The organism is Nostoc sp. (assembly GCF_036919815.1).
In the GTDB taxonomy this organism is placed as follows: domain Bacteria; phylum Cyanobacteriota; class Cyanobacteriia; order Cyanobacteriales; family Nostocaceae; genus Nostoc.
Genome location: NZ_JBALCE010000078.1, coordinates 1 through 16,502, shown reverse-complemented (window position 1 = coordinate 16,502; position 16,502 = coordinate 1). Strand labels below are relative to the sequence as shown.

Annotated in this window: 15 protein-coding genes; 7 read left to right on the top strand and 8 right to left on the bottom strand. The window is 41.4% G+C overall.

What is annotated here, in order from left to right; all coding sequences use genetic code 11:
- Positions 1-1,030: 1,030 nt before the first annotated feature.
- Positions 1,031-2,755, top strand: a complete 1,725-nt coding sequence (locus V7K15_RS18225) for a sensor histidine kinase (protein ID WP_334907362.1) — start codon at positions 1,031-1,033, stop codon at positions 2,753-2,755.
- 268 nt (positions 2,756-3,023) lie between these two features.
- On the opposite strand, the gene V7K15_RS18220 is transcribed toward V7K15_RS18225, so the two are convergent.
- From V7K15_RS18220 to V7K15_RS18205, 4 genes are all read right to left on the bottom strand, one after another.
- Complete coding sequence (locus V7K15_RS18220) at positions 3,024-3,725, bottom strand: carbonic anhydrase (RefSeq protein WP_334907461.1); 702 nt, start codon at positions 3,723-3,725, stop codon at positions 3,024-3,026.
- Positions 3,726-3,753: 28 nt separating this feature from the next.
- Complete coding sequence (locus V7K15_RS18215) at positions 3,754-4,065, bottom strand: P-II family nitrogen regulator (RefSeq protein ID WP_334907360.1); 312 nt, start codon at positions 4,063-4,065, stop codon at positions 3,754-3,756.
- A 4-nt stretch (positions 4,066-4,069) separates the two neighbouring features.
- The gene (locus V7K15_RS18210; RefSeq protein ID WP_334907358.1) at positions 4,070-5,038 is read right to left on the bottom strand and encodes a sodium-dependent bicarbonate transport family permease; all 969 of its coding nucleotides are present in this window, start codon (positions 5,036-5,038) and stop codon (positions 4,070-4,072) included.
- Between the two features lie 503 nt (positions 5,039-5,541).
- Positions 5,542-6,414 (bottom strand): LysR family transcriptional regulator, encoded by an 873-nt coding sequence (locus V7K15_RS18205; RefSeq protein ID WP_334907356.1) that lies wholly within the window; start codon positions 6,412-6,414, stop codon positions 5,542-5,544.
- Between the two features lie 112 nt (positions 6,415-6,526).
- Here V7K15_RS18205 and V7K15_RS18200 point away from each other — a divergent pair, with 112 nt between their 5' ends.
- The 4 genes from V7K15_RS18200 to V7K15_RS18185 all read left to right on the top strand — a co-directional run bounded on the left by V7K15_RS18200 (position 6,527) and on the right by V7K15_RS18185 (position 11,044).
- The gene (locus V7K15_RS18200) at positions 6,527-6,907 is read left to right on the top strand and encodes a YybH family protein (RefSeq protein WP_334907354.1); all 381 of its coding nucleotides are present in this window, start codon (positions 6,527-6,529) and stop codon (positions 6,905-6,907) included.
- Between the two features lie 405 nt (positions 6,908-7,312).
- On the top strand, positions 7,313-8,329 hold the full coding sequence (locus V7K15_RS18195) for a zinc-binding alcohol dehydrogenase family protein (RefSeq protein ID WP_334907352.1): 1,017 nt from the start codon (positions 7,313-7,315) through the stop codon (positions 8,327-8,329).
- Positions 8,330-8,378: 49 nt separating this feature from the next.
- A complete protein-coding gene (gene pcrA, locus V7K15_RS18190) occupies positions 8,379-10,703 on the top strand; it encodes a DNA helicase PcrA (protein ID WP_334907350.1) in 2,325 nt (774 codons plus the stop codon).
- A gap of 59 nt (positions 10,704-10,762) precedes the next feature.
- Positions 10,763-11,044 (top strand): hypothetical protein, encoded by a 282-nt coding sequence (locus V7K15_RS18185; protein ID WP_334907348.1) that lies wholly within the window; start codon positions 10,763-10,765, stop codon positions 11,042-11,044.
- A 104-nt stretch (positions 11,045-11,148) separates the two neighbouring features.
- Here V7K15_RS18185 and V7K15_RS18180 read toward each other — a convergent pair whose 3' ends face one another.
- From V7K15_RS18180 to V7K15_RS18165, 4 genes are all read right to left on the bottom strand, one after another.
- Positions 11,149-11,442, bottom strand: coding sequence for an antibiotic biosynthesis monooxygenase family protein (locus V7K15_RS18180; RefSeq protein ID WP_334907346.1), 294 nt, complete (start codon positions 11,440-11,442; stop codon positions 11,149-11,151).
- A gap of 61 nt (positions 11,443-11,503) precedes the next feature.
- Complete coding sequence (locus V7K15_RS18175) at positions 11,504-12,145, bottom strand: retron system putative HNH endonuclease (protein WP_334907344.1); 642 nt, start codon at positions 12,143-12,145, stop codon at positions 11,504-11,506.
- A complete protein-coding gene (locus V7K15_RS18170; RefSeq protein WP_334907342.1) occupies positions 12,142-13,401 on the bottom strand; it encodes an AAA family ATPase in 1,260 nt (419 codons plus the stop codon). Before V7K15_RS18170 ends, V7K15_RS18175 begins: the two co-directional genes overlap by 4 nt.
- 332 nt (positions 13,402-13,733) lie before the next feature.
- Positions 13,734-14,651, bottom strand: coding sequence for a metallophosphoesterase family protein (locus V7K15_RS18165; protein WP_334907340.1), 918 nt, complete (start codon positions 14,649-14,651; stop codon positions 13,734-13,736).
- A gap of 135 nt (positions 14,652-14,786) precedes the next feature.
- On the opposite strand from V7K15_RS18165, the gene V7K15_RS18160 reads away from it, so the two are divergent.
- On the top strand, positions 14,787-15,641 hold the full coding sequence (locus V7K15_RS18160) for a hypothetical protein (RefSeq protein ID WP_334907338.1): 855 nt from the start codon (positions 14,787-14,789) through the stop codon (positions 15,639-15,641).
- A gap of 335 nt (positions 15,642-15,976) precedes the next feature.
- Positions 15,977-16,502: ATP-grasp domain-containing protein (locus V7K15_RS18155; RefSeq protein ID WP_442949693.1), on the top strand; the 526-nt coding region annotated here is incomplete at its 3' end.

Here is a 16,502-nt window from a genome sequence, read left to right as displayed (position 1 = left end):
CAAATCATCCCAAAATCAGTCTACCTCTCATTTATATAAGTATATAAGCCTAAAAGCCGATTTTATCTGATATTAAAGCTATCTTAAGCCGCGTTGGTCAATTAACGCATTGCTATTGATATTAATACGTAATACAAGTTTTTGTGTATTCACATAGACTAGACTTTTAACGGATTTTATGATATCTGTGCTTAGGATGAGGAAGAAATCAATTCAAAATTGTTCGTGTAGCGCGAACCTCGAAGCAAGCTACGCGGTAGCGTGCTTTGGAGGAGATGGGTATTGCCCCGAAGAAAAAAATCATTCTTTTCAGCTATTGTTTGCGTAAGTCCTGTAAGCAATGCCCCATACTTCTCTACGAGAGGTTGCGCCAACGACGCCGCTACTTCTCTACGAGACGCTCCGCGTAGCTTGTCCTCCGCCAGGAGTACGACTTCTCTACGAGACGCTACGCGAACGCTCGGCACAAGTCAGTACAAGTCAGTACAAGTGCCCAATGCCCAGCGAATATCAAAGCTTTTGTTTTTTTCCTGATTGTATTAATTTTATCAGGAAGCAGTAAGGTAGAGTAGTGGCATAGCTGATGCCAAGAACTGTTTGCTATCAACTGTATATTGAGGAAAGTGCTGTGGTAATCGGAAGACGGTCTTAAACAGGTCTTTAGGAACGTAGATTAAATAAAATGGAAAACTTCATCCTGTCTCTAGCTTCCCTCTCTTTTATAAGGAGAGGGATTGAGGGTGAGGTAAGCCAGGGACATAAATTGTATGTTATTTAATTCTTATTCCTTAGTACAGAAAATTATTCATTGCGGCTGAAAAAAGTGAATTCTATTCGCTATCAGTAAGTTTACTTAGCAATATTGCTATCAAAACAACTCAGACTATATAAGGTTATACTAATTATCTAGTAAGCAATTATTTGCTCTTGCTATAAAAGAAGATAATCTAGATGTTAATCACCAATTAAAGTGTTTGCACAAGCTAGACTGATTTAGTGATTTTTGCGGGAAGGCAAAGAGGTTTGAGAAATGCCAACTCCAAAGCCAACCCCTATTGACAACAGTTCAGAAAACAAAAAAGTGTCAGCCGAAGAGACATCGACAGACGAACTCCCGACTATAGAATTTCCCTCACGAGGGAAACTCAAAGCCAGTTCTTGGCGCATCCATCAAAAAATTGGCTATGGGTACTTTGTAGCGATTGGAATTGGCTTTTTTGGCTCACTGACTGGGTTAGTGATCGCCAACTACTACCGAGGAAAGGAAGTTAGGCAATTCAATCAAGCCTATGAACAAGGACAACTACTGAGTAATTATAAAGATGCAGTAGTCGGGGCGCAATTACATAGCTCTAACTTAGTTGCTGTATTGGAAAATTCACAACAGCTAAAAAGCAAAAAAGCCGATTTTCTGAAGAATGTTGAAAAAGCTAAACAATTAGAGTCAAAAATTGCCGGATTTATCGATAGTAAACCTAAAAGACTAGCAGCAACAAGTTCGACTTTACAGACGTTATTGCTAGATTACAAGACTAATTTAAAAGCTTACGTTGACCAAATCGAGGTCGTCTTACAGAAAATTGACTCCCAACAAGTGCAGCCTCAGCAAATTTCTTCTGCGCGATCGCAGTTATTGACAATTATGGCTGGTGAAACAGCCATGCGGCTAGACCAGCTTTCGCAAAACTTGACTAACATTCTGCAAACGGCTGAAGATCAAGAGCAAGAAAGGCAAAAAGCCGTTTATGAGGCAAAAATAGTTGAGCGATTGATCGTAATCATCAGTATGCTGGTTTCGGTAGCGATCGCAGCTATTGTTGCTTGGCGTACCAGTCGGGCGATCGCTGAACCAGTTATTATTGTCACCCAAGTAGCAGAGCAAGTTGCTAGAAAATCTAATTTCGATTTGCGGGCGCCCGTCACCACTGAAGATGAAATTGGCTTACTCGCCAAATCTCTAAATCATCTGATTGAGCGAGTATCTGAGCGAACAAAAGAACTACAACAAGCTAAAGAATTAGCCGAAGCTGCTAGCAAGGCAAAAAGCGTATTTCTGGCCAATGTCAGCCACGAATTACGCACACCATTAAATGCTGTGATTGGCTTGAGTCAACTTTTAGAAGACGATGCCACCGATCTTGGTTTATCGGCAGACTTCATCACAGATTTAGAAACAATTAACTCTGCTGGTAAACATCTACTGCACTTGATTAACGAAATCCTCGACTTATCAAAAATTGAAGCCGGGAAAATGACCCTCTATCCAGAGATATTCGAGATTGCGATGCTGATTCATAACGTCGTCCTCACAGTTAAACCAGCTATAGAAAAAAATGCCAATGTTTTAGAAGTGGATTTTGATCAGCAACTTGGCACCATGTACGCCGATCAAACTAGGATGCGGCAGGTATTATTAAACTTACTCAGCAACGCCAGTAAATTCACTACAAATGGCAAGGTGACGCTGACAGTCAACATAGAAAAGGATGAATTCCGACCAGAGGCACCTTTGGGTATGATTACTTTTACCGTTACCGACACAGGTATAGGTATGTCTCACCGTCAACAGCAGCAGCTATTTCAACCTTTTACACAAGGAGATACCTCCACTACGAAAAAGTATGGAGGTACGGGACTGGGGTTGGCAATTAGCCGCCACTTTTGCGAAATGATGGGTGGTGAGATTATTGTCAAAAGTCAGCCGGGAGTCGGTTCTACTTTCACAATTCGTCTGCCAATGACTGTGCAGGATTGAAGGAATTGGGCATTGGGCATTGGGCATTGGGCATTGGGCATTGGGCATTGGGTAAAACAGTTCCGAGTTCCGAGTTCTGAGTAAAGAAGTGAGATTCCCCACTCAGGACTCAGCACTCAGGACTCAGGACTCAGCACTCAGGACTCAGCACTCAGGACTCAGGACTCAGCACTCAGGACTCAGGACTCAGCACTCAGGACTCAGGACTCAGCACTCAGCACTCAGCACTCAGCACTCAGCACTCCCCACTCAGCACTCAAATGCCGAATTAAGTAATGATACTCACTTTGCCCGTATCCAAGTCGTAACGACCGCCGACAATTTTCAATTTGCCCGATCGCACCTGCTCAGTTAAAAGTTGCGATCGCTTCAACCGTTCAATTTGATATTGCACATTTGCAACCACAGCATTTTCAACCGCATCACCCGGCTGACTCTTGACCTTTTCCACGGCTGGCTTAATTGCCTTAACAAAAGTACTAATATCACCGAGTAAGGATTCGTTTTGGACAGCTGCGGTTACAGCCCCACAACGCTCATGACCCATCACCATCAGCAGGGGAGAACCTAACAAAACAACCGCATATTCAATACTGCCGATCGCTTCATGTGTGGCAATATTTCCGGCAATCCGAACATCAAAGATGTCCCCAATGCCCTGATCAAAAACAATTTCTGCGGGTACTCGTGAATCCGCACAACTAAGAATAGTTGCAAATGGATGTTGAGCTTGAGCAACTTCCTGCAACCGCAGCGCAGTTTGATCGGGATATTGGGGTTGATGAGCAACAAATCGCTGATTTCCCTCCATCAGCTTTTGTAACGCTGCATCGGGATTGAGGGATTCAGGGGAAGTTGAGGGTATTTCGGCAGCCTTAGCCTGTTCAACCTGCCAGAGTAGATCGCTAGCGGTTAGCATCATTCCAAACGCCCCGGTCATTCCCAACTTCAAAAAGTCACGACGTTCCATGAAATGCTTCATTGAATTTATCACTCCCTTAAATCGATGCGACACATCTGACAGAACGAATCTCCATCACATCGGAAACGTAGCAAGTACCTCCGAACTTGTTGAGAAGTGGTTTGATATTTTCGACAACACGCTTGAGTTCTTCTGGCATACAAAACGCAAGGATATAAACATTATCAAGCATGGTCATGTCTAAATCTTCACTAGTTCCTCGTAATCCTTTACCAACAACATTTCTAATTACGGCATGGCTATGTACACCCGACTTGTCTAAACTATCTAAAATTTTGGCAAGTTCAAAGGAGTTGGCGATAATTTCTATCTTTTTAACTACGTGCATATTATTACCTCCAAAATAGGTTAATTCCGTAGAGATATAACGGAATTCCCACAATAATATTGAACGGAAATGTTACTGCTAGAGCGGTAGAAACATATAGGCTAGGATTTGCTTCGGGAACAGTCATCCGCATCGCTGCTGGGACAGCAATGTAAGAAGCACTGGCACACAATACAGCGAATAACAGCGAATTTCCCTGAGGCATACCGATAAATTTGGCGATCGCTAACCCAATGCCTGCATTCAGTATTGGAATTAGTATCGCAAATAAAATCAGGAAAACTCCGGTTTTTTGCAAGTCTTTAATTCTTCTAGCAGCGACTAGTCCCATATCGAGTAAAAAGAAGGTGAGAATGCCATAAAACAATCCTTGAGCAAAGGGTTCTAATACTAGCCAACCGCGTTGTCCTGTCAATACACCGATCAACAGACTACCGACTAGTAGAAAAACTGAACTATTAAGAAATGCTTCTTGCAAAACTTCCGACCAAGAAAACTCCCGCTTTTCATCGGCGGTGAATATATTCACCAAAATCAGACCAACAATGATTGCTGGAGATTCCATCAGTGCAAGAGCTGCTACCATGTAGCCATCATACTGAATACCAAGCTCATTCAGAAAAGCGCCAGCAGTGATGAAAGTGACGGCACTGATAGAACCGTAGGTTGCTGCGATCGCCGCCGCATCGTAAGTATCCAGTTTCCACTTCAGGATAAAAAAGGTGTAAATTGGCACAAAACAAGCCATCATCATTGCTGCCAGGAGCGTTAGAAGTACTTCCTGATTCAGTCCGCTTTTGATTAGTTCTACCCCTCCTTTAAAACCAATGGCAAACAGCAGATACAACGACAGGAGTTTCGGCACTGGTGGGGGAATTTCCAGATCAGACTTGACAAAAACAGCAGTCATGCCTAAAAAGAAAAACAAGATTGGCGGATTCAAAATGTTAGATACAATTAAGCTAAAATCCATATCCACCCCTCTTTATACTGGTGAAACCTGCAATTAAAGAAATTTTTCATCTTTAAAAATCTAACGGTTCAATCATGATGTATCGTGTATTGCTACCCAATGTCAATTAGGTACTTAAGGAGTGAATAGTCTTATTGGTGACTATACTCTCAGTTAAGTATTACAGCGTTTTTCAAGCAAATAAACCACGGGCTAGGAAACATTGCCGTATCCCTACGAAAATCTGTAGTTAAATTAATTGAAAATAGCTGTAAGCTCTGTTAACAACAGAACAAGTGAGAGTTTGCCCACCATCTTTTGATGTTTGATTCCCCGTCGCTGATTTTACGACACAACGCGCAGGAATAACTAGCGGCTAACTTTTCTACGTAGAAAAGTTAACGTATTGTCGGGACAATCTCTTTCCCTTTTAGTTCATCAGTACTAATTACTTGTCTTGATCGCCCTGTGACACTTTATGGTGCGGAATCTGGGTTGTAAATTCTGTCAGTAAAAGTTTCTTACTATTGAAACAAGCAATCAACCCACTCAGTACAAAAGTCAATATAAGTACTGACCAAACGAGATAGTTGCTTACAGGATGGATAAAGCAGATTTAGTTGTTGAGTGGGTAACGAATAATCTTCCAGTAATGTCTTCAACCGTCCACTAGCTAGATGCTCTTTGATCAGGAAAGGGGGCAGTTCAGTAACACATGCACCAGCTAGAACTAACTTCAGGAGATGAAGATAATCATTGACTTGCAAACTGGGAGCAATCTGGATAGACTCATCTCCTAATGACCATTTTCTCGCATCAGTTCGGGTGTTCCAACTCGCACAAGGCATTGTGAGAAGTTGCTCTGGTTGGGAAGGTTCACCATATTTTTCGAGAAAATCTGGGCTAGCAACGAGCTGATGACGATATTCACCCAACTTCCTGGTAATTGTCTGATTATCCTTGGGTTTACCAACTCTTAAAGCCACATCAATACCATCCTCAATCAAATTGATCTTGCGTTCAGTAATAAAAATTTCGAGCTTGACTTTGCAATAGCGTACTTGAAACTCATGTAGTAGTTCTTGCCAAGGAAGAAATGCAGGCGGCAGAGAGAGCCGTAGTGTCCCTGTCAGTTCCTGCTGCTGATTTTCAAGGATAGACAAGCCAGTTTCAAACGCCTCGAATCCGCGAGCCGCGTATTCATAAAACGTTGTACCTGCTTGAGTCATTCGTAAATGGCGTGTAGAACGTTCTAACAGTCGAATGCCGAGGTCTTTTTCCAGTTCCGCAATCCACCGACTCACGGTTGCCACCGGGGTATTTGTCCGTCGGGCAGTCTCCGAAAAGCTGCCATACTGAACCACTTTGACAAACAAAGCAGCCGAGTTGAAGTCCATTTTATCTTTCCATATTTGAGAAAATGTTTCTCAATTTTACCCACTACCCATCAAATCTAAGAATATGTACACTGCTCAGTAGGTTAAAAAACCTCAATTTAGGAAAGTATCTATGAAACAGATTCAAGAAGTTCTTCAGCAATATGAGCAGGTTTTGAATGCGTCAGATGCGAATGCGGCGCTGGAACTTTACAGCAGTGATCCGATATTCATGCCCCAGTTTGCACCTGCTCAAGTAGGACGCGATGCAGTTCTTGATACCTACAAGCAAATTTTTCAAACTATCCAACTCCAGGTCAAGTTTACGCTCCATGAGGTAGAGGCAATGGGGGAATTTGCCTATGCTCGCACCTCATCATCAGGCACGGCAACTGTTTTAGCCGACAATAAAACTACGTCTGAAGGAAATAATGAGATGTTTATCTTCAAGCAGGAGAACGGCAATTGGAAAATTCATCGGTATTTGTTTGCCTCTTCACAGGCATCCAATTAGCTAGTAGATCACGGCGGAAATAAACATACCATTCCAAATGGCGCAAAAGCTTGGAATACAATACTTTTGACTTTTGACTTTTGACTTCCGCGCAGAGGTACTAGCTGTAACCTCGACTTTATCCAAAATTAATAACTTGGATCTCTTGTATCGGCAAAACCCTAGCTTTTTGGCAAAAACTTTTTCCATATCACTGATTTTAGGTGAAAACTAAAAAGTAAAACTACGGTCATACAAAGCTTTCAGCGTCAGCTAAAGCGTTGCCAAAAAATGGATAAAGTCGAGGTAACAGCTTGTAAACATAAATGCTCCGGCTTACAAGCAACAAACCCTTCTATGATGGTGTTCATCCAAAAACTGGGTTTCACGCCATAGAACGAGCTAATTTAGTCTCTGATTAACGTTATGAAAGCAATTGTTTTAGAATCTCCCGGTGATCCGACAGCCCTTCAGTTACAAGAGATTACAAAACCATCTCCTCAGCCTGGATGGGTGTTAATCGAGGTCAAAGCCTTTGGGCTAAACCGTTCTGAGATGTTCACGCGTCAAGGGCACTCTCCCAGTGTTCAACTTCCCCGAATTTTGGGAATTGAGTGCGTTGGTGTTGTCGAAGCCGCCCCTGACACCCCATTTCAGCCCGGTCAGAAGGTAGCAGCGATTATGGGAGGTATGGGACGAGCGTTTGATGGCAGCTATGCCGAATACACCTGTGTCCCGCAAGCCTGCGTATTTCCGATTAAGAGTAACCTCGACTGGTCAGTGTTAGGAGCCATTCCAGAAATGTTCCAGACAGCTTACGGTTCTCTCATGTCTGGTTTGGGCGTGCAGGCTGGGCAGACGCTATTAATTCGGGGGGGTACTTCATCAGTTGGTATGGCGGCAACACACCTTGCCAAAGAACTGGGGCTAACCGTTGTGGCGACTACTCGCAATCCTTCTAAAGTAGAAGCCTTGCAAGCAAATGGGGTTGATCGCGTTGTAATAGATACAGGAGCGATCGCAACCTCTATCCGTCAGAATTTTCCCAAGGGGGTTGATCGCGTTTTGGAACTGGTAGGAACCTCTACCCTGCTGGATTCCCTGCAATGTGTTGCCCCTAGTGGCATTCTCTGCATGACCGGTATTTTGGGTAACGCCTGGACATTAAACGACTTTTCGCCAATGGATGATATTCCTCATACGGTAAGATTGACCGTTTACACCGGAGGTACTGAAGATTTATCTATTGAACACTTGCAACGATTTATTGATGGTGTAGAAGTAGGGCAAAACCGGGTCAATATAGACCGTGTTTTTCATCTAGACGAGATTGTTGAAGCACACGAATATATGGAGTCTAATCAAACAACAGGAAAATTAGTGGTATTAGTAAATGAATCGAATGGCACTAAGAAACAATCTTTATTGACCAAGTTTCGTTAGGATGTTGTAACCTGGGCAATAGCGCTGCTGCGATCGCTTTTTCACATCCATGACAACAACCATCGACTTTCTCAGTCACCTTAACCCTAGTCAACGTCAAGCTGTCGAACACTACTGCGGCCCGTTGCTAGTTGTTGCTGGCGCAGGTTCCGGTAAAACACGAGCGCTGACTTATCGCATTGCGAATCTAATTCTGAAACACCGTGTTGATCCAGAAAATATCCTGGCGGTTACTTTTACCAACAAAGCCGCACGGGAAATGAAAGACCGGATTCAACGGCTGTTTGCGGAACAACTGGCAATGAAACAACACGGTCAGCGTTTTGATTTGTTAACAGAATATCAACAAACGCAATTGCGATCGCAAGTTTACAAAAACACGATCAAAGACTTATGGTGTGGCACTTTCCACAGTCTATTTTCTCGCATTCTCCGCTTTGATATTGAAAAATACGTAGACGAAAAAGGACGGCGTTGGAATCGGAATTTCTCTATCTTTGATGAATCAGATGTGATGACTCTGATTAAAGAAATCGTTAATAAACAGCTAAATCTAGACGATAAGAAATTTGACGCTCGTTCTGTCCGCTACGCTATTAGTAATGCTAAAAACCAAGGTTTATCACCTCAAGAATTTGAGCAAGATCAACCAAATTATCGCGGACGGGTAATTGCTCAAGTCTACAATTTATATCAAGATAAGTTAGCAGAAAATAATGCTCTCGACTTTGATGATCTAATTCTTGTACCGACTAGATTATTTCAGCAAAATGAGCAAGTATTGGGTTATTGGCATCGCAAGTTTCACCATATCCTCGTAGATGAATATCAGGATACTAACCGCACTCAGTATCAACTTATTCATTTATTAGTGACTAATGGCGAAACCAGAAAGAGTGAATGGAAATGGGAAAATCGCTCAGTTTTCGTTGTCGGCGATGCAGATCAATCCATTTACAGCTTTCGGATGGCAGATTTCACCATCTTACTGGGATTTCAAGAAGACTTTGGTGATGGTTTGGTAGATGATGACACCCGAACGATGGTTAAGCTGGAAGAAAACTATCGTTCTTGTGAAAACATTCTGCAAGCGGCTAATGAACTGATTGAAAATAACACCCAACGGATTGATAAAATCCTCAAACCGACACGGGGACCGGGTGAGCAGATTACTTGTCACAAAGCCGATGAAGAACTTGCAGAAGCGGCATTTGTGATTAATCAAATTAGCACTTTAGAAAACCAAAATCCAGAGTTAAGCTGGGGCAGTTTTGCAATACTTTATCGGACAAACGCCCAATCTCGCCCCTTTGAAGAATTGTTGGTGAAATATCAAATTCCTTACACAGTTGTAGGGGGAATGAGATTTTACGATCGCAAAGAAATTAAAGATGTCGTCGCATATTTAAGAGCGATCGCTAACCCATCTGATACAGTCAGTTTATTACGAGTCATCAATACTCCTCGGCGAGGAGTTGGTAAAACTACTATTGATGCTTTGGTGAATGCCTCCCAACAATTAGGGACAACCCTGTGGGAAATACTCAGCGACGAAACATCAGTTAATACATTAGCTGGACGGGCGACAAAAGCTGTAAATAGTTTTGCCGCAATGATTAGCCGTTGGCAAGGGCAAATCGGTACGCTTCCCGTGACTGAGGTTTTGCAAGGAATACTAGAAGATTCTGGTTACGTTCAAGACTTGATGAATCAAGGCACAGATGAAGCAACGGATCGGGTACAAAACGTTCAGGAACTTTACAACGCCGCACTGCAATTTCAAGAAGAAAACGAAGAGGTTTCCCTGCGAGATTTTTTGAGTAGTGCCGCCCTCAGTTCCGATTTGGATAATTTAAAAGAAGGACAGACAGCCGTTTCTTTGATGACTTTGCACGCTTCTAAAGGTTTGGAATTTCCCGTAGTGTTTTTGGTGGGATTAGAACAAGGGCTATTTCCCGGCTACCGATCGCTGAGTGATCCCGCATCTTTGGAAGAAGAACGCCGCCTGTGTTATGTGGGGATAACTCGCGCCCAAGAAAGGTTATTTTTATCACACGCGCGGGAACGTCGTTTGTATGGTTCTCGTGAACCTGCGATGCGATCGCAATTTCTCGACGAATTACCAGAAGAATTATTAACTACTAAACGTCTGAGTCGTCAAAGTTATACCAAAAGTGCCTCTACTTCTAGTGCGAAACAAAACACAACGCAGAATTGGCAAGTAGGCGAGAGAGTATTACATAAAACTTTTGGGCTTGGTGAAATCACCCATGTTTTCGGAACGGGTAGTAAAATGTCTGTGGCAATTAAATTTGCCAGTTTGGGACAAAAAATTGTTGACCCAAGAGTAGCGCAGTTGCAACGAGTAGAGTGATACCAATACGGTTCGGTTAAGAATAATTGTAGCGGACATCCCTTTGTTTGTGGAGATTTATGAAAGCGATGCCTACGGCGGGCTACGCCTACGCACCTTTGTACTTAGATCGCGGTGCGACAAAGTTTGAAGTACCTCAACACGCCTTCGGAGTACCTCAAAACGATTTTGGAGTACTTCAACACGACTTCGGAGTACTTCAACACGACTTCGGAGTAGTTCAAAACGATTTTGGAGTACCTCAACACGACTTCGGAGTACCTCAACACGACTTCGGAGTACCTCAAAACGATTTTCAAGTACTTCAACACGACTTCGGAGTACCTCAAAACGATTTTTAAGTACTTCAACACGATTTTGGAGTACCTCAACATGACTTCGAGGTATCTGTTGCTTATACAGTCACAAATCCCCGATTGTTCAAAGAAGTCGGGGATCTTGTTTTTCATATTTCAATTTCTTCAAAGTGTTCAACAGTGGGAAATGGATCATAAAAATGATGCAGAAGTTTTTTCCACTCTTGATACTCAACAGAACTTCTAAATCCGACAGTATGAGATTCTAAAGTTTCCCATTTTACAAGTAATAAGTATTTACCTTTGACTTCTATACATTTATGTAATTCATGGGATAAATATCCGTCCATTGAGGAAATAATTTTAGAAGCTTTTTTAAAAGCAGTTTCAAAATTGGATTCCAGACCAGGTTTAACAGGAAGTATAACTGCCTCAAGAATCATACAATTTTTCCTAAAAATTACACAGGAACTATGGTAAGGCGATCGCGCTTACTTCACTAACTCAAAAATAATTCTTAAGGATATACGCAATAGCAGCACAAAACTGTTCATTTTGCCCATTGTCATCTGGTTGACAGAAAGCTTGGAGTAATCTTTCTCGGTCATCCTCTGTGAGTTCCTCAAAACCTTCCAAGATACCTTCTATGGCATCACTACGCATTTTTTTTAGCTTATCAATATTCAGGTCAAGCTTATCAATTGTTGTGTCGGCCGCAGATTTTTTCTCTAGAACTTCTGTTGAGAGAATTTGTCCATCTTCTGTATATCTAAAGAACTCAGCACAGTTTATATCTAGAGGCGAAACCATGAGATTTTCGTCATACCATTCATCTTTCTTGCTTCTACAGTACAGAGGTTCTTTACGTTCTCTTTCTCTTTGGCATGAAGCTAACAGATTTGTATATTCCAGTACTAAGTTATGATGAGTTTTTCTAGGCTTTAGATGTTCAATATGGCTAATATCCTTGGTAATACGCCTTCCACAATAGCAACATATAAAACCTTGCTCTTGTAACAAAGAATCATGTACATCGATTTTTTGTGGTTTGCTGAAGTTGTCCCAGCTTGGTTGCCAATCCTCATTTGCTAGGTTTTTCCAAATGGTAAAACTTTCTGGCTCCTCACTTTTTTTGATGTATTTCACCGCTTCAAAATCTCTTTGCGTCGAATAGATACACTTGCTTTTACTAATTCCGGTTCATCTAGTCCAATAATGTCAGCAATTTCCTGCAATAATTGCCTAGCACTATCTAGATTTCCTTCATCAATAAGTCTAAATAACTCATGTAAACGATCTTTAATTTCTTGTGGACGTGCTGGAACACCCATGAGGTCTTCTAAGATACGATTACTGTCTCTCCCAAAAGAACTTTCTGGTCTTTTAGCAACAACACCTTCGTCTGTTTTTTCTAAAATATAAATTCCTTCCGGCTTGACTTGGCTAATTACTTGAGGCGAATGGGTGGTGACAATAAATTGGCAATTGGGGAATGTTCTTGTCAAAGCAGGAATAATTTCTCGTTGCCATTTTGGGTGTAGGTGGAGTTCAATTTCATCAATTAAAACAACACCACTACCTTGGAGTGGATCTGGTAAACTAGGGTTAGCGATCGCTAATCGTCTTGCTAAATCACCCACCATAGCCAGCAAGCATTTTTCGCCATCAGATAGCTGATTAACTATAAGTTCCTCACGTTGTTTTTGCAAAGTCATTCTGAGGTGAGAACGACGGACACGTAAGTTATAAAAATCAGGAATTAACGAATATATAGCTTGTCGTACTGCTTCTAGCTGTTTATCTCTGTGAGCAGGGTTATCTCGCCGTTCTTCGTTCTCCAAATCTTCCCGTTCTCTAAACCATTGAAATAAGTGACCAAAATTAACACTTATCCCTGTTAGTGCCTTGTCATACGCATATAAATATAATTGAGCTATATCTTCCTTGATTTTTAAGGGAATATCAAAAACTGCTCGATTTACAGGGTAGTAAACTGCCAGAGGGATATTGGTGTTTTCACTGCCTTCTAATTGATTATATATATCGTCATCTTCAATTGCAGCTAATAACTCTGTAAGGTCATTGCTTATTTCTGTAGTTTCTTGTTTACGAGGTGTGGTTAAAGACCAACTTAATTGCCGAGATAAGAGTAAAACTGTAATCTGGTTGTGCGTTTTTTTATATTTGTTTTTGATATCATCTTCTCTAAAAAAACGTTCAGCGCTAATGTCAAATTGGCTTCTACTTATCCAATGAGATAGGAGTATAGCCAGACAGTCAAGAATACTAGATTTGCCCACGCCATTGATACCAATAAGTACCGTTGGACTTGTTTCATCAAACTCCAGCGTCAAATCTCCGATTCCACGGAAGGCTTGCATTTTCAAGCGCTTGACTTTCATAGTTTTAACAACGCTGAACGTAATTTACTACCCGACTTTTCATGGTATCTGGAAAACCTCTCTCTAAATCTCTCTCCTTCTAGGAGAGAGACTTTGAATTTTCTCCCTTTCCGCATCGGGAAGGCAGGGTGGTTTCATACAAATAGAGAAAAACTGTAACTAGCTTTCAAAGCCTCTCTCCGCTTGTCTGACGACAGGCTGACGCCAACGGGGAGAGGTTTGGAGAGGGGTCAAAATCTATTGGTAACAGTGCAGAAAATAGAGCGTCTGGTGTTTGAGATGATTCTACAATATTGTTGAGTGCAGAAGGGAGTTCTTGCTGAGTCATGTAACTAAGCTGATTTTAATTGAATAATACCTTTATCAAAAACACGATTATCAGTAGCGATCGCACTTACTTCAATTCTATCTTTATACACCTGATAAGAAGCAAAACTTAAATCACTGGTGGAATACTTTGTCCACTCAGAACGCCCTACAGGACGATTACCTGCACCTGCGCCACATATTAAATAAGTTGTACCATCAATAGCACGAGTACGCTCGTAACTATGTTCGTGGCCATTGATGTAAAGTTGAACGCCGTATTTTTGAAATAGAGGAGTGAAAGTTTTAATAAAATCTGGATTACTCCCATACTGACCCGATGAATAAATCGGATGATGTCCAAACACCACTTTCCAAGGAGCATTACTAAGACTTAATTCTTTTTGTAACCAATTTAGCTGGTTTTCCCAATCAGCATTACTGTTAGTATCTAAAGCAAAAAATTGCACAATTCCACGCCGAAATGTATAGTAACGTCCCTTCATATTAAAGCCGACATACTTGACTTGTGGATCACCATTGGCAGTACGAATATCATGATTACCTAAACAAGCCTGAAATTTCACACCTTGCTTTAGCAAAGCTTGGTAGGGACGCTCGAAAACTTCGCCGATTTTTTCAATTTCGCCGTTATTATAAATGTTGTCACCAGCTAAAACTACTAAATCATAAGGATTTTGCTTGTGATAAGCATTCATCGCTCCAGCCACAGCATACTGTCCTTTAGCCCCAGTCCCGGTATCTGCTACAGACACAAAACGTAATAACAAGTCTTTTTTGGCTGGCTTGGCGGCTATAGCTGTTGTTGAATCGCTAATATCAGCATTTTGATGATTTTGATCAGCTAACATCCAGCCGAAAAATCCTGTACCAATAGCACCGAGGCTACTTAAGAATAAAAATTGACGGCGTTTCAGGTTCATAATTTACCAAATTTAATAAATAGTCAGTTTAGCTGAAGCAATGTGCAATGAAGTGATACATTAAGGCAAAAGAGGCAGCACACAGTAATAATGTACGTTGTTTGTCTTTGATTCGCTGCTTTTGGTGAAAGTTCCATGTCACAAGACAATCAATCAAAACCGACGGATGAGCGGATAACTCAACCTCCCCAAAAACCTTACCAGAGAGTTCAGCCATTTTGGAAGGCTAAAACTATCCAACTTCTCCAAGGGACGATTGGGGTTTTAGAAACAACGGTAGAGAAACTGGAGACAGCACCAGCACCGGGTACTGAGGAAAAACCCAGTTTTTTCCAGCAGCTTCAGTTGCGATGGGGTGGACTGTTAAGAACAATCCGCTTATTTTTACCATCAAATTTGTCAACAAAGTTATCAGATACAGCTTTGACGGGAATTGTGACTGGAATTGCTGTAATTCTCGTTTGGACAACTACAACTGTATTTACTGGGAAACCGACTGAAGTAGCAATAGTTCCCCCAGTTGCGGAAGTTCCTGCACCGACACCAACGATAACTCCTCCACCGGAGTTAACTGCACCAGAACCACAGCCACCAGAGGAAATTACGCCGCCGCCAGAACTGAAACCGGAACCAGAACCAATTCCCACGCCAACCCCAACCCCGACACCAACCAGAGAATTGACACCAGAACAAGCCTTGATTGCGGCTATTGAAAATCAGGTAGTCGAAATTAGCGATCGCATTGCCTCTGGTCTGATAAAGTCAACTCAAGCTAACTTCCGCACGAGTAATCTAACTGTCAAAATTAGTGACGATTGGTACACTCTCAAAGAATCTCAGCAGGACAAACTAGCTGCTAAGATATTACAACGCTCTCAAGAACTTGATTTTACCCATTTAGAAATTATCGACTCCCAAGATAGGCTGATAGCGCGTAACCCAGTTGTTGGTAATGAGATAGTGATTTTTAAACGGCAAACAACAAGTTAAAATAATTCGTAATGACGCTCTCTACGTACTCCTGGCGGAGGACAAGCTACGCGCAGCGTGTCGTTCGCGGTAGCGTTGCGTAGCAAAGACAGACGCTAAAAGCGTAGCTTGCTTCTCTGTAAGAGTACGCGGACTCGCTACCGCACGCTAACGTAATTCGTAATGACGTTCTCTGCGAGAGGCTACGCCAACGCGGACTTGCTATCGCTACGCTAACGTAATTCGTAAAGCAGATTATAAAAAGCGTTGAATTGATGGATGTTAATTCAGGCAAAGTATATGTTTTGTAATAATTAATGTAAAAACTTATTTTGGACGTTTAACATCAAGTGTTTATGTTAGATAACCTTTCGCTATTGCTCAAAGCTTGTGAAAAATTAAATATCAGCTATGAAATTATTCATCCGGCTGAAAACTTAGTCAAAGTAAAACTGAATAATAAACAACATTATTTTTGTAATTATAGTACTCCGATAATAAATCAAGCAGTAGCACAAATTATCAAAGACAAGGAATACACTTACCATATTTTAAAGAAAAAAGTCAAGCTTCCTCGGACAGTAGGTTTTCTTTCTCCTTTTTGTGACCTCCAGTATAAGATTTACTTAAAATTCCCAAGCTTTCAAGATATTATATTAGAAATCAAAGAAAAATTTCAAACACCCGTGATTGTTAAAAGGAATTCTGGCTCGAGTGGACATAACGTTTTTTTATGCCAGAATACAGATGAAATTGAAGCTGCTCTAAAAGAGATTTTTAATATCAATTATAAAAAGTATGATTACGTTGCGATCGCTCAAGAATTTATTCACATAAAATCTGAATACAGAGCCGTTTTTTTGAATAAAAAGTTAGTTCTAA